Origin of the sequence: Agrobacterium bohemicum, assembly GCF_002896715.1 — a bacterium.
Lineage (GTDB): Bacteria > Pseudomonadota > Alphaproteobacteria > Rhizobiales > Rhizobiaceae > Agrobacterium > Agrobacterium bohemicum.
In genome coordinates this window covers 191224-204811 of the sequence record NZ_PGEL01000026.1, presented here as the reverse complement: position 1 = coordinate 204811, position 13588 = coordinate 191224, and the positions used below count along the sequence as shown (strand labels likewise).

General features: G+C 56.6%; 13 protein-coding genes and 1 riboswitch. Of the genes, 2 read left to right on the top strand and 11 right to left on the bottom strand.

Annotation, left to right across the window (positions count from 1 at the left end; genetic code table 11):
• Position 1: 1 nt before the first annotated feature.
• The 3 genes from CUC55_RS14550 to CUC55_RS14540 all read right to left on the bottom strand — a co-directional run bounded on the left by CUC55_RS14550 (position 2) and on the right by CUC55_RS14540 (position 3392).
• Positions 2-913: an ABC transporter permease gene (locus CUC55_RS14550; protein ID WP_067646776.1), complete on the bottom strand. Its 912-nt coding sequence runs from the start codon at positions 911-913 to the stop codon at positions 2-4.
• Between the two features lie 74 nt (positions 914-987).
• Positions 988-2277, bottom strand: a complete 1290-nt coding sequence (locus CUC55_RS14545) for an ABC transporter substrate-binding protein (protein WP_067646773.1) — start codon at positions 2275-2277, stop codon at positions 988-990.
• 29 nt (positions 2278-2306) lie between these two features.
• Positions 2307-3392 carry an ABC transporter ATP-binding protein gene (locus CUC55_RS14540; RefSeq protein WP_103088319.1) on the bottom strand — a complete coding sequence of 362 codons (1086 nt, stop codon included), beginning with the start codon at positions 3390-3392 and terminating at the stop codon, positions 2307-2309.
• 262 nt (positions 3393-3654) lie between these two features.
• On the opposite strand from CUC55_RS14540, the gene CUC55_RS14535 reads away from it, so the two are divergent.
• Positions 3655-4365, top strand: coding sequence for a GntR family transcriptional regulator (locus CUC55_RS14535; protein WP_103088318.1), 711 nt, complete (start codon positions 3655-3657; stop codon positions 4363-4365).
• A gap of 6 nt (positions 4366-4371) precedes the next feature.
• Here the strand turns inward: CUC55_RS14535 and CUC55_RS14530 are convergent, their stop codons facing one another.
• Together CUC55_RS14530 and alr are read right to left on the bottom strand one after the other, a co-directional pair.
• On the bottom strand, positions 4372-5628 hold the full coding sequence (locus CUC55_RS14530) for a D-amino acid dehydrogenase (protein WP_103088427.1): 1257 nt from the start codon (positions 5626-5628) through the stop codon (positions 4372-4374).
• Positions 5629-5635: 7 nt separating this feature from the next.
• Positions 5636-6790 (bottom strand): alanine racemase, encoded by a 1155-nt coding sequence (gene alr, locus CUC55_RS14525; protein ID WP_067647308.1) that lies wholly within the window; start codon positions 6788-6790, stop codon positions 5636-5638.
• A gap of 127 nt (positions 6791-6917) precedes the next feature.
• Here alr and CUC55_RS14520 point away from each other — a divergent pair, with 127 nt between their 5' ends.
• On the top strand, positions 6918-7379 hold the full coding sequence (locus CUC55_RS14520) for an Lrp/AsnC family transcriptional regulator (protein WP_067646764.1): 462 nt from the start codon (positions 6918-6920) through the stop codon (positions 7377-7379).
• A 3-nt stretch (positions 7380-7382) separates the two neighbouring features.
• Here the strand turns inward: CUC55_RS14520 and thiD are convergent, their stop codons facing one another.
• The 6 genes from thiD to CUC55_RS14490 form a co-directional block, all read right to left on the bottom strand.
• A complete protein-coding gene (gene thiD / locus CUC55_RS14515; protein WP_103088317.1) occupies positions 7383-8183 on the bottom strand; it encodes a bifunctional hydroxymethylpyrimidine kinase/phosphomethylpyrimidine kinase in 801 nt (266 codons plus the stop codon).
• Positions 8180-8836, bottom strand: coding sequence for a thiamine phosphate synthase (gene thiE, locus CUC55_RS14510; protein WP_067646756.1), 657 nt, complete (start codon positions 8834-8836; stop codon positions 8180-8182). Before thiE ends, thiD begins: the two co-directional genes overlap by 4 nt.
• Positions 8826-9563 (bottom strand): hydroxyethylthiazole kinase, encoded by a 738-nt coding sequence (locus CUC55_RS14505; protein WP_103088316.1) that lies wholly within the window; start codon positions 9561-9563, stop codon positions 8826-8828. The genes thiE and CUC55_RS14505 overlap by 11 nt, the downstream gene beginning before the upstream one ends.
• A gap of 63 nt (positions 9564-9626) precedes the next feature.
• A riboswitch (TPP riboswitch) is annotated at positions 9627-9730 on the bottom strand.
• Positions 9731-9811: 81 nt separating this feature from the next.
• Entirely contained in the window at positions 9812-10804 is a 993-nt protein-coding gene (gene iolG, locus CUC55_RS14500) for an inositol 2-dehydrogenase (RefSeq protein WP_103088426.1), read from the bottom strand.
• 212 nt (positions 10805-11016) lie between these two features.
• Complete coding sequence (gene telA, locus CUC55_RS23750) at positions 11017-12357, bottom strand: telomere resolvase TelA (RefSeq protein WP_103088315.1); 1341 nt, start codon at positions 12355-12357, stop codon at positions 11017-11019.
• 66 nt (positions 12358-12423) lie between these two features.
• Positions 12424-13578 carry a M24 family metallopeptidase gene (locus CUC55_RS14490; RefSeq protein ID WP_103088314.1) on the bottom strand — a complete coding sequence of 385 codons (1155 nt, stop codon included), beginning with the start codon at positions 13576-13578 and terminating at the stop codon, positions 12424-12426.
• Positions 13579-13588 lie beyond the last annotated feature (10 nt).

The following is a 13588-nucleotide window of genomic DNA, read 5'->3' as shown; positions in this document are numbered from 1 at the left end:
GTCAAAGCTCCTTCCTAATATCGACAACACGCAGGATGCCAGCCACCATCAACAGGACGAGCGCCAGCAGGATGACGGCGTTAGCTGCGGCCGCGGGATATTGCAGCAGTGACATCTGATTTTTCATCATCAGCGCCACGGATGCGCTCTGGCCGCCTGACATGACCTGGACCGTCGAGAAATCCGCCATAACCAGTGTCACGACGAAAATCGTGCCGATGGCAATGCCGGGTTTGGCAAGGGGAATGATAACATTCCAGAGGATTTGCCAACTCGTGGCACCAGCGTCACGGGCAGCTTCCACCAATGATTTATCTATGCGCATCAGCGTGTTGAAAATCGGCGTGACCATGAACAGCGTATAGAGGTGCACCATGGCAAGCACGACCGCGAAATCCGAATAGAGCAACCATTCGATCGGGGCGGGCACTATACCCATATTGACGAGGGCGCCGTTGACGAGCCCGTTGCGTCCCAAGACCGGTATCCACGAGATCATGCGAATAATGTTCGACGTTAGAAACGGCACGGTGCAGATCAGAAACAGAACCATCTGCATGGTCGTGGTGCGAATATGGAAAGCGAGAAAATAGGCGACCCAGAAGCCGCAAAACAGCGTGATTGCCCAGACGATGGCCGCAAATTTCAGCGTGTTGAGATAGGTCTGCCAGGTGACCCAGGAGCCCAGCGTCTCACCATAGTTGAAGGTGACGAAACCTGGATACATCTGGGCAAAGTCGTAATCCCAGAAACTGACGATGGCGATCATCAGGATCGGCAATGCGAGGAAGAATCCGAGAATAAGGGCGAGCGGCGCAGCCTGAACGTAGGCGACGAGCTTCGGTGGAAGTGAAAAGCTGCGGCTCTTCTTCTCCGTCTTGTCGCTGACGCCGATCAATCTGACTGTTACCACGGCCTGTCTCCTCGTTTCCCGTTGAGGGAATGCGCGGAGGACTATCCGCGCATTCATTTTTCGTCTTGGCCTGATCAGGCGGCGATGAACTCGTTCCAGCGGCGAACCATGTAGCGGTCTTCGTCCATGACGGAGTTCCAGCAGGCGACCTTGCCCATGCGCTCCTGGAAAGAGCCACCGTCGCGCACTGCGCCTGCCTTTTCCATGATCTTGCCGTCTGGCGCGATGATATCGCCCTGTGCGGCCTTGCCTTCGACCCAGTAACCCCACTCGTCAGCCGACATGTGTTCCTTGGCTGTGTCCATGGCTGCGGAATAATAACCCTGGCGGTTGAGGTAAGCGCCGACCCAGCCGGATGTGTACCAGTTGAGGTATTCATAGGCGGCGTCCAGCTTTGCGCCGGTGAGGTGCTTGGCAAGACCAAGACCGCCGCCCCATGAGCGGTAGCCTTCCTTCAATGGCTGGTATTTGCAGGCGATGCCCTTGGAACGCACGGCGGCAACAGCAGGCGACCACATGGACTGGATGACGACTTCGCCAGATGCCATGAGGTTGACGCTTTCATCGAAGCTTTTCCAGAAAGCGCGGAACTGGCCGTCCTTCTTGGCTTTGATAAGGAACTCGATCGTTTTGTCGATCTCTTCCTTGGTCATATTGCCCTTGTCGGCATATTTCAGATTACCCATGGCTTCCATGATCATGGCGGCGTCCATGATGCCGATGGATGGAATGTTGAGAATCGAGGCTTTGCCCTTGAACGCGGGGTCCATGATATCGGCCCAGCTGGTGATCTCGCGACCGACGAGGTCGGGACGAATACCGAGTGTGTCGGCATTATAGATCGTCGGAACCATCGTGAAATATTCGGTTTCACCCTTGGCGAATTTCTTGTCGCCCGGCTTTTCTACATAGCCTACGGTGTGCGGCGCGGTGCCCTGCGCGATGACGCTGTCTGGCGTCAGCTTGCCGTTTTTGAACAGCGGCACGATTTTGTCGTAATATTTCAGCTTCTTGATTTCCATCGGCTGGATGACGCCCGATGGATAGACCTTCTTCAAGATCCAGTATTCGATATCGGCGATATCGTAGGAGTTCGGCTGAGTCACGGCGCGCTGTGCTGCTGCATCCGAATCCGTTGCTGTCATCTCGAGCGTGATGCCGAGGTCTGCCTTGCACTTTTCAGCAATGGCGTTGAGGTTCGACACGCCCGTGCCGAACTGGCGGATCGTGATCGGGTTCTGCGCCCATATGGTCGGGAAGCCGGTAATCAGGCCAGAGCCTATGGCGGCACCGGTTGCTGCAGCACCGGCCTTCAGAAGACCGCGGCGGGACAAGCCTTTTTTGGTGTTGGATGTATTGGTCATGACACATTCTCCTCTGGTTATTTTNGTGATTATTTCTCGACTCGGCCGAGCACGATGGCATCTGCCGGGTTCCAGGAAAGGGCTATGGCATCCCCTACCTTGATTGGTTTTNCGAAAANGGCGACGTCGCTCAGGACGACGTTGAAGTCTTCGATACCGGCACCCGTGACGACGACTTTGACGCTTGCGCCGTGGTACTCGACATTGGAAACAATGCCGGTGAAGCCGTAACCCGGCACGTCCTGCGAACCGATACGGACGCGATCGGTTCTAACGGCAATGTCCACCTGGCCATCTTCGGGCGGCTGTCCGGCGGCACTGAAGGAGGCCCCACCGACGACGTCCATCGTCACCAACTCGCCGTTCTTTTCCCTGACACGGCCTGAAATGACATTGTGGTTACCCATGAAGCGCGCCACGAAACTGGTGGCGGGACGCTCGAAAACCTCACGCGGGGTAGCGGCCTGCTCGATGCGGCCGTCATTCATGATGACGATAACATCAGCCAGTGCCATGGCCTCTTCCTGACTGTGCGTGACATGGACGAAAGTGATGCCCAGCGCTGTTTGCAGCTTCTTCAGCTCCGCACGCATGCGGATTTNCAAAAACGGGTCCAGTGCCGAAAGCGGCTCGTCCAGCAGAAGAGCTTCGGGATCGGTAATGAGGGCACGGGCGAGCGCGACACGCTGCTGTTGACCGCCGGAAAGCTGGGCAGGGCGACGGTTGGCATAGGGCTCCAACTGCATCAATTGCAGCATTTCCATAGCCTTTGCGCGCCGCGCCTCCTTGCCCACACCCTTCATTTTCAAGCTGAAGGCAACATTGTCGACAAGATCGAGATGCGGGAAAAGTGCGTAAGACTGAAACATCATCGCCGTGCCGCGCTTGGCGGGTGGAAAATCGGTGACGACAGTGTTTCCGAGGCGAACGTCGCCGCTTGAAATGCTCTCGTGTCCTGCGATCATCCGCAGGGTCGATGTCTTGCCGCAGCCGGATGGACCCAACAGGCAACAATAACTGCCCGCCGGTATCTTCAGGCTGATCGCGTGGACAGCGGTCGTGGTGCCGTAGACTTTCGACACGGACGCAATATCGATTTCGGCGGCTTTGCTCATGCATGTTCCCCTTCTCGTCAGAAAGTGCTCTGCATAAGCCGTGCCAGTTCAGGTGCGTTACTGGTAAGAGATTGAAATAAAATAATATTTTTATTTTCGGTTTGGGACGGGATATGCCGCCCTCGCAGAAATGCCCAAAAANCATGCGATTGTTCGCGATGATGCATAAGGATTGTATTCAATCCGCGGAGAAAATGAGAACCTTTTCTGTTTCCACTTTTCTCACATCGGAGTAAAAGAATAAGGAAGCGCGGATACCGACATGAACATTGCCAATATCAGTCCAGACACCGACACAAGCCAGGAAGATCGAGCTCAGGCCATTCGTGACACGTTGCGCGACGCCATCGTGGACAGGCGTCTGGCGCCGGGCACGAAGCTTTCAGAGGCGGAGGTCGGTACGTTGTTCGAGGTTAGCCGCACCGTCGTACGGGCTTCGTTGCAGATGCTGGCTTTTGAGGGATTGGTAAAGACGGAGCGAAACCGCGGTGCTTTCGTTTCCAACCCGACGCCGGACGAGGCGCGGCAAGTGTTTNCGTCCCGCAGACTGATCGAGCCTGGCATTGTTCACGCCGCGATAGAGCGTCTGACGCCGGAGGCCATTGCGGAGATGCGGGCGCATCTGACCGAAGAAACGCGCTATCAACACGAGCGAGGNCCCAGCGCGCGCCGGTCCGAAATCAAGGCATCCGGTGATTTTCACCTGATGCTGGCAGCTGTTGCCGGTAACGCCATTCTTGAAAANTTCATGGCCGAGCTCGTGGCCCGCTCATCGCTGGTTATCGCGCTTTACGGACGCTCAGGCATATCGAGTTGCGGCNATGGTGACCACGCGGCCATTCTCGATGCGCTGGAAGCAGGTGACGCCGACAAGGCGAAACACCTGATGCTGCATCATATAGACCACATCGAGGCCGATCTCGACCTGCGCAACAAAGAGGGACTGGCCCTCAAGGATGCGCTGTCACTTTAAGGAATATCACGCCGAATAGCGGCTGATGGCGAGGTCTGCGACTTCGATTTCCGGCTTCTTTCCGCTGATGATATCGGAGAGAACCTGGGCCGACCCGCAGGCCATGGTCCATCCCAGCGTGCCATGCCCCGTATTGAGGTAGAGGTTGCTATAGCGGGTGGCGCCGATAACGGGCGTGCCATCCGGTGTCATTGGCCGCAAACCACTCCAGAATTTCGCCTGAGACTGATCTCCAGCGCCGCCAAACAAATCCTCCACGGAATGGGTCAATGTGGCCTGACGTTTGGCCGGCAGATCCTTGCTGTAACCCGCAATCTCAGCCATACCGCCCACCCGGATGCGGTCGCCCAGACGGGTCATGGCGATTTTGTGGGCTTCATCCATGACCGTGGATATCGGCGCGCGTGCGGCGTCCACGATTGGAACGGTGATCGAGTAGCCTTTGACCGGATAGACCGGCAGATCGATGTCGAGATGCTTGAGGAGTTGCGGCGTATAGCTTCCCAGCGCGCCGACGAAGACACCGGCTTCCACAATCCCCTTTGTCGTTTCGATGGCTTTGACGCGGTTGCCTTCGGTAATCGGTCGCATGATGCCGGTATCATAAATGAACTTGACGCCAGCCTCTTCGGCCAACTTTGCAAGTTCGGTGGTGAACATGAAACAATCACCGGTTTCGTCACCGGGCAAACGAAGTCCACCGACGATCTTTTCGCGTGATGTGGAAAGACCCGGCTCCGCTGCCACACAGCCATCGCGATCCAAGATCTCATAGGGCACGCCGCCAGCCTTCAAGACCGCAACATCCTTGCCGATGCCATCGAACTGCTTCTGGGTGCGGAAANCCTCGAGTGTTCCCTGCGTGCGCTGGTCGTATTGAATGTTTGTTTGCTGCCGCAAGGCCATCAGGCAATCGCGGCTATATTCCGCCACCCGCACCATGCGGCTTTTGTTGATGGCGTAACGCTGCGACGTGCAGTTGCGTAGCATCTGGCCAATCCAGCGCAAGGCGGCGGGGTCCAGTGTCGGGCGAATGATGAGCGGAGAATGCTCCATGAACAGCCATTTGACGGCTTTCATGGGAATGCCCGGTGCTGCCCAGGGAGACGAGTAACCGGGCGAAACCTCGCCCGCATTGGCAAAGCTGGTTTCGAGTGCTGCTGCTGGCTGGCGGTCTATGACGGTGACCGAGTGACCGGCTTTNGCGAGATACCAGGCGGACGTGACGCCGACGACACCGGCTCCGAGAATCGTGATGTTCATGTTCATCTCACTTGTCTGCGTTCGTTGCGGCAGCCTGTTGCGGCTGAAGATATGTGCGGCGATAACGGTGGCCAAGGCCCGTTAGAATTTCGTAGGCAATCGTACCCGCGTCCTCGGCAATGTCTTCCAGCGACTGGTCAGGCCCTATGATCTGAACGAGGCTGCCATGGGTCAAGGTTCCGTCCGGCAGCGCGGTAATGTCGATGCTGATACTATCCATGGAGACGCGGCCTGCAATAGGCAGGCGCACGCCATTGAAATAGGCAGAGCCCCGGCTGCTGAGCGACCGTGGAAGGCCATCCGCATAACCCGCCGCAATAGTGGCAAGTCGTGTTTCACCTGATGTACGCAAAGTACCGCCATAACCGACCAGAGTGTCGGCGGGCACGGTGCGAGTCTGCACCACCGCCACATCCAGCCGCACGACTGGCTTCATCGGATTGGGCTTAAGCGTGGAAGGCGCGCCGCCATAAAGCGCGATGCCGGGGCGCATGACGGCATTGTGGTAATCGGCGCCGAGGAAAATGCCGCCGGAATTGGCGAAACACACCGGGGCATTTGGAAACATCTGTGCCGCCTTCCGCATGACCGTCAATTGCGCGCCATTGGCGATGTGCTCCGGTTCATCGGCGCAGGCCAGATGGCTCATCACGAATGTCACCGCGATGCCATCCAGCAATTCGGGCGAGGTTTTCAGGGTCTCGACTTCGGACGGCGCCATGCCCAGCCGGGACATGCCGGTATCGATCTGAAGAGCTGCTGGTAACGTCTTGCCCAATATTTTNGCGTGGGCCGTCCATTGTGCCATTTGCTCTAACGAATTGATGACAGGTGTCAGCGACATCGCGGCGCAGGATGTTTCGTTGTCGGGCTGTAACCCGTTCAGAACGAAGATATCGGCGTCGCCTGCCAGGCGAAGGCGAAGTGCGATGCCCTCATCAATATGGGCAACGAAGAAATGGCGGCAACCGGCATCATAAAGCACGGGCGCGACGATATCGGCACCAAGGCCATAGGCATTGGCCTTGACCACGGCACTGGTGACAGCGTTCGGGGCCATCGCCTTCAACATCAGGAAATTGTCGCGAAGGGCACCCAAATCTATGGTTAGATAACCGCTGGCACCGCCACTCGCTTTTTGGCGACTGATCGTCATGTCCATCATCGTTCCCTTGTTATTTTTCAAACAAGACTATTGCAACGATCATCGAATTTTCGCAGTTTGATGCGTGGATAATTCGAAGATCGCAAATTTATTGCAATTTTCTACGGCAGATGGAAATGATTCTATGTCATCTTTAGACGCGACTGACCGCCACATCATCAGGGCGTTACGCCTCAATGCCCGCATCAGCAACGCGAAGCTCGCAGCGGAGGTTGGCTTGTCGCCATCTGCGTGCTTGCGACGGGTCGATATTCTGGAGCGGGAAGGTGTCATTCGCGGCTACACGGCGCTGACGGGAAGTGCCGCTGGCGGCGACGTTATTTCCGTGATCATCCAGATTACACTTGATCGCCAGACGGAAGATTTTCTCAACCGTTTCGAAAGCGCGGTGCGGAGGTATCCGGAAATTCGCGAATGCTATCTGATGACTGGCGGCTCCGACTACTTTCTGCGTGTCGAGCTGGAAAGCGCTGGCGATTTCGAGCGGGTACACAAGGATATCCTCTCAAAGCTCCCCGGCGTTTCGCGCATTCACTCCAGCTTTGCCATCCGCAACGCGCTGGCAAGTCCGAAACCGAGAGGCTGATGGTCAGGCGTTCCACCAGCGGTAAAAATGGTGAACAGGCCCATGGCCGTGGCCGACATGCAATTCTCGCCCTGCGGCTAGTGCGCCCTGCAGATAATCCTTTGCCAGTCCTATCGCATCCACCATGGGATATCCGAGCGCCAGATTTGCGGTGATGGCAGCCGCCAAGGTGCAGCCGGTGCCATGGTCGTTGCGGGTTTCGATGCGGGGCATGGAAANTTCGTGCAGCCCATCCCTATCCAGCAAANGATCGACACTTTCCGACCCGCCACTATGCCCCCCTTTAATGAGTACTGCCTGAACGCCAGTCTTGAGGATCGCTTCCGCCTGACGCACAACGTCTTGGGGCTTTGTCGCTATGGGGTGGCCACTGAGAAGCGCTGCTTCCGGCAGATTCGGGGTCGCCAGCATGGCCAAAGGCAGCAAAGCGGTGCGTAGGGTTTCGATGGCTTCTTCCTGCAGCAGGCGGTCGCCGGATGTCGCGACCATAACCGGGTCCAGCACCACAGGTTTGTTCGTGATGCGAAGATGTTCGGCAATCGTCTCGATGGTTTCGATGCGCGAAACCATGCCAATCTTGACGGCGCCGATGGCGAGATCAGGAAAAACGGCCTCCATCTGTGCGGCAATCATTGCTATGGAAATATCCTCGACGGCCGACACGCCACGGGTGTTCTGGGCTGTGATGGCGGTGATGACGCTGGCGCCATAAACGCCGAGTGCCGAAAATGTCTTCAGGTCGGCTTGAATGCCTGCGCCGCCTCCGCTGTCGGAACCGGCAATCGTCAGAGCGATGGACGTCATTCGTGCACTCCCAGAGCGACGTTTACCTGACGGCGGAAATTGCCGGTTGCGGCAGCAATATCTATAGCACGAAATAGGCTCGAAATAACCGCGACGCCATCTGCGCCAGCGTCGACCAACGGGGCAACCCTATCGAGGGTAATGCCTGCGATAGCACCGACCGGCATTTCAGGGCGGGCGTGTCTGAGGTAGCTGCGCAATTCCCGAAATCCATCCAGCCCCACCGGCGCGTCGGGGTTTACTTTGGAAACCGTCTCGAAAACACCACCGATGCAGGCATAGTCTGCCGGTGCTTTAGCCGCACGCTCCGCATCTGCCGTGTTTTTGACGGTGAGGCCAATAATTGCATTTTCGCCCAGCAAGCGCCGCGCCGTCTCGGCATCCATGTCGTCCGCGCCAAGATGGACGCCGTCTGCACCTGAAGCGAGTGCAACATCGACACGGTCATTGATGACAAGCGGAACGCCCGTTGCCTTCAAGGCGTCGACAATGAGTTTCGCCTGCTCGATCATCTGCCGGGTCGAGGCATGCTTGTCCCGGTACTGGATGATCGTCGCGCCGTGGCGTGCTGCGACAGTCGCAAGCTCCTGCAAAGGCGCGATATTGGCCAGCGATGCGTCTACCAGAGCGTTCAGCCTGTAATCAATTTTCATGGTGAGCAATCCTTGCGAGGGAAAGAATGTCGCTGGGCTCTATGGCGTAGAGCGTATCCAGAAATGCTGCCTCGAATGATCCGGGGCCGCGTGCGTGGATCGCCGCCAACTCTGCCGATACACCCGTCACGGTCAGCGCTGCCGCTGCTGCCAGTATAGCGTCGGACTCCACTGCCATGAAGGCGGCAATAATTCCGCCGGACAGGCAGCCGGTGCCGGTAACCTTTGCCATCCATGGATGGCCGTTGCTGATCTTGGCCTTCGTATGGGTGTTCTGAAGCAGGTCTTCTGGTCCTGTCTGGATGCGTAACGCTGTGCCGACATCACCGATGATCGCTATTTCGGCAAGATTGCCGCGCACGATGGTGGGCCGCAACGCAATCAGTTCATGGGCAAAATCCAGCCGCGACGGTGAGTAGTCGCAATGCACGGGATCAACGATCCATGGTTTGCCATGGGCATTGGCAATTTCGACTGCCATCCGAATGACCTTGCGNCGCGCCGCGTCCAGTGTGCCGAGATTGATCGTCAGGGCGTCGACCGTTGAGACGAAGCTTTCGATTTCTTCTTCCGAGGAGGTCATCGAAGGAATACCGCCAATGGCGGTAATGCCATCAGCGGTGAACTTTTGAACGACCGTGTTCATCAGGCAATGAACCCTTGGTCGCCGTTGCCGCAACCGCGCAAGAAGGTCTGCTGCGGTTTGTGCTGTTGGAAANCTCGACATGGGTCATTGAACTCCAGATACAATCACGGAGACCCAGGTTCAGCGCGGAAAAGAAAAGCATGCCGTTGGCGACTGTTCCGTTCCTACGCCGGCATGACCCGGATCAGGTTCAAGGGTCCGGCTCAGCGCCATCTCAGCATCGTTAAGATGCTCCCCTCGGAATGTCTGGAAAGTGTCGTTTTTNGAGTGTGCTGTCAATGACATTCAGGAAGACGCAAGGCTGATAAGCCGCGTCTTCCTGAATGTGATCAGGCGATCTGAACGAGTACTTTTTCGCGTACCGACTTCAGCGCCGCATCCGCCAGCTTCAGCGCAATCAAGCCATCCTGGGCGGAAGGCGAAGGTGCGACGTCATTTTCTATGGCGTCGATGAACGCAGTGATTTCCGCTGCGTATGCTGCCGTATACCGCGTCATAAAGAAGTCGTGCAGCGGTGGGCGGGTGTAGCCATCCTTGGTCGCGACTTCGATGGACACCGGGCGCTGATTTTCTGCGGCAACCGAGCCAAGCGAGCCGTGAACTTCGATACGCTGATCATAACCATAGGTGGCGCGGCGCGAGTTTGAAATGATTGCCTGGCGTCCGCTTTCAGTCGTTAGAATAATGCTGGCGCTATCGTAATCGCCGAGTTCACCGATCTTGGGATCGACCAGAACGGAACCCGTGGCGAAAACGCTGACGATCTCTTCACTCAGCAGATAGCGGGCGATGTCGAAATCGTGGATCGTCATGTCACGGAAGATGCCGCCGGATACCTTAATGTACTCCGGTGGCGGCGCACCCGGATCGCGGCTGGTGATCGTCACCATCTCAACCTTGCCGATTTGACCGTCATCGATGGCCTTGCGAACTGCGCGGAAATGCGGATCGAACCGGCGGTTGAAGCCGAGCATGATCTTCGCACCGGTTTCCTTAACGACATCTATGCAGGACTGCGCGCGTGCGACATCAAGATCGATCGGTTTTTCGCAAAAGATCGCCTTACCTGCGCGCGCGAAACGCTCGATCAGATCGGCGTGGGTATTGGTTGGCGTGCAGATGATGACGGCATCGATATCTGCGTTTNCCAGCACGGCATCAATGGTGCTGATATTGGCGCCTGTTTCATCCGCAATTGCCTGCGCAGCATCGGCAAACGCATCGACAACGGCAACCAGTTTGGCGCGTTTGTCAGATGCAATCGCCTTGGCGTGTACTTTTCCGATGCGCCCGGCGCCCAGCAAAGCCAATCTCGTAACCATCGTTTCCTCCCGATATGGTGGTTCCGGTCCGTAGAACATCGATGCGAACATCGGACCTTTTTGGAATATACGTTCCATCTTGCTAGAGCGCCATTTCACGGCTGTCAAGCCGTGGCGCAAGACGCGGATATTTAGAAACAAGCGCGTTCATTTCGCATCTTTAGCCGCTGTAAATCCTGCCCACCCCTTCGGCTGGCGAGGCATCGAACTCATCACGATGTCTGCGGCATGCCCGGGATGCGGTTCACCTCAACCATTTGGCGGATGGTGCGGTCAGCGACCTTTTCGGCGCGTGCCTTCGATGCCGCTGCATCCTCTGGAAACGTGTAGGTCATATAGGACAGCGACGTTTCGAGGTCGTTGTTGTTGTGGCCGAGGATGGCGGCGAAATAGCTGTTCTTGGTGACGCTGGATGGTGCGAAATTGCGGAAGGCGATTTCCGCATAGAGATGGCGCAGGCCATAGGGCTTCGGTGGTTCTTCCTTCGGCCAGATATCCTCGAATTTGCCGATGACCGCATCACGCAATGGCAAACGCACCTCGGACGTGAAATCGTCCACGCTCAAACCGAACCACAGTTTGCCGTCGCTGCTCTCACGCAGGCGACTGTAGGCGTCCAGCACTATTTTCGACTGCTCCAGAACTGGAATTTCATAGGTCACGCCAAACTTCGTGCCTTCGCCCTGCTTCGTCTTTGCCTGGCCGTTGAACAGCACGCTCCATTTCGAAACGCCCTTGCCATAGGCAGCCGGTGTCAGTTCCGCCTGTGTGAAGATTTCATAGGGNCGTCGCCCNGTGGTGCCCATCAGCCCGATGGCAACCGTCATGATATCCGACGATTGCAGATAGCGGCGACACCGCCTCATGACCTCGGCGTAGTTGTCGAACGTTATCAGCGATCCGTGCTTGTTGGCGATCTTTGCCATCTTGATCTTGCGCGCTTCGTCATAAAGCTGGGGTGTGCCCGCCGCGATACGCAGCATGGGGTGATCGTCGCCGAAGGCCTCGCGCAGAGCATTGCGATATTTGGTGATGTAGGAGATCACGGTGGCTTGCGCCTTGTCTCCCATGGACGCCATCTCGGCATCCCAAAGGGCCTGCATTTCAGGTTTCGTGGCTACACCGTTTGTGGCCGAGATAAAGTCGGAGACCCGCAGCAAAAAGCGCGGTTTGCGCCCAACCATGTTATATCCTGCGCGTTCCAGCTTCTCTTCGATTGAACTGGCAACACCTTTCACAGAATAGTCGGCGGTCTTAATGTAGGTATCCAAACGTTCGCGTAGTTTTTNCATGTTGCAGATGGCAAGCGGCGTCGTCTTTGGACCGAAGGCATCCTTCAGCGCATATCTATATTTTACAATGTAGAGTTCGAGCGTCTTTNCCGTTCGGCCATTGTCAAAATGAAAACGCACTTCCTCATTCCAGAGAGCGCCAATTTTTTTCGTATCGAATGTGCCGTCCGGCTTTCTCGTGGCTTTTATTTTTNCGATGAAGTCCGCGATCCGATCCACCAGAATAGGTGTCTTGGTTTTTCTTTTTTCGGCAACGGACATCGTCAGCTCCAGGGATATGATTCGCAGTTAGAAAAGTATATTTTAGACGCAATGCATCGTGCAAATTTATTCGAGTTTNCAGGAGAAAGGTTCGGTCGGTGATTTGGCGGGCCGGGTGAACCAGTTTGGACCGTTGCTCCCCATATAAATATGGTCTTCCAGACGAATGCCGAAACGGTCCGGGTAGACCAGCATCGGCTCGTTGGAGAAACACATGCCTTCGGCCAGCGGAAGCGAGTTGCCGCGCACGATGTAAGGCTCTTCGTGGATTTCCAGCCCAAGGCCGTGACCGGCTCTATGCGGCAGGCCAGGGAGAGCGTAATCAGGCCCCAACCCGTTTTTCACCAGAACGCTGCGCGCCGCGTTATCCAGATTGCTGCATGGCGCACCGAGTTTTGCGGCATCGAAGACGGCTTGTTGTGCCTGTCGCTCTATGGACCATGCCTGCGCAAAATCGCTGGAAGGCTGGTCGAGGACATAGGTCCGCGTTATATCGGAATGGTAGCCATCGATCCGCGTACCGGTATCGACCAGAATGACGTCACCCTCTTGCAGGGTCTGGTCGCCATCTGCACCGTGCGGCAGCGACGTGGCTGCCCCGAAAGATACGATGCAGAATGAGGAGCCGCCTTCTCTACCAAGCTCCAGATGTTGTTCATCAATGAAGCGAATTACTTCGGAGGCGCGGATTCCGGGTTTCATCAGCCCGTGTGCTCGCTTCTGCACCTCCAGCGTCAAATCCATAGCGTATTGGATGATGGCGATTTCTGACAGTGATTTCTGAATGCGCAAACCGCTGACCAGAGGACCGCCGTCAATCAGTCGTTCCTGCCCAAGCTCTCTTACGAGACTGTGGTAGATAAAAAGCGGAAGCCCATCATCCAGCGCAACCCGACCCTGACGTCCGACCAGCGAACCAACAAGAGTGGAGGGGCGCTGCTGCTCCTGCCAGATATGAACGTCACCATCGATATGAGGCAGCGTATCGACCCGGCTTTTTNCGAAACCGGGGACGATATAATGCAGAGATGTCGGGGTGATAACAGCGCCCAGCAAGCGCTCGCTCTGGTGCCACACAAGGCCCGTGAAGTAGCGCAGGCTTTCGGTCGAGCCCAGCAACAGCGCGGTAACGTCCTGCTGCTCCATCTTAGCGCGAAGGCGCTTGATCCTCTGCACGCGTTCGGCATTGTCAATCAGGGCTGGCTTCGCACCGGAAAACATAGGCTGGTCT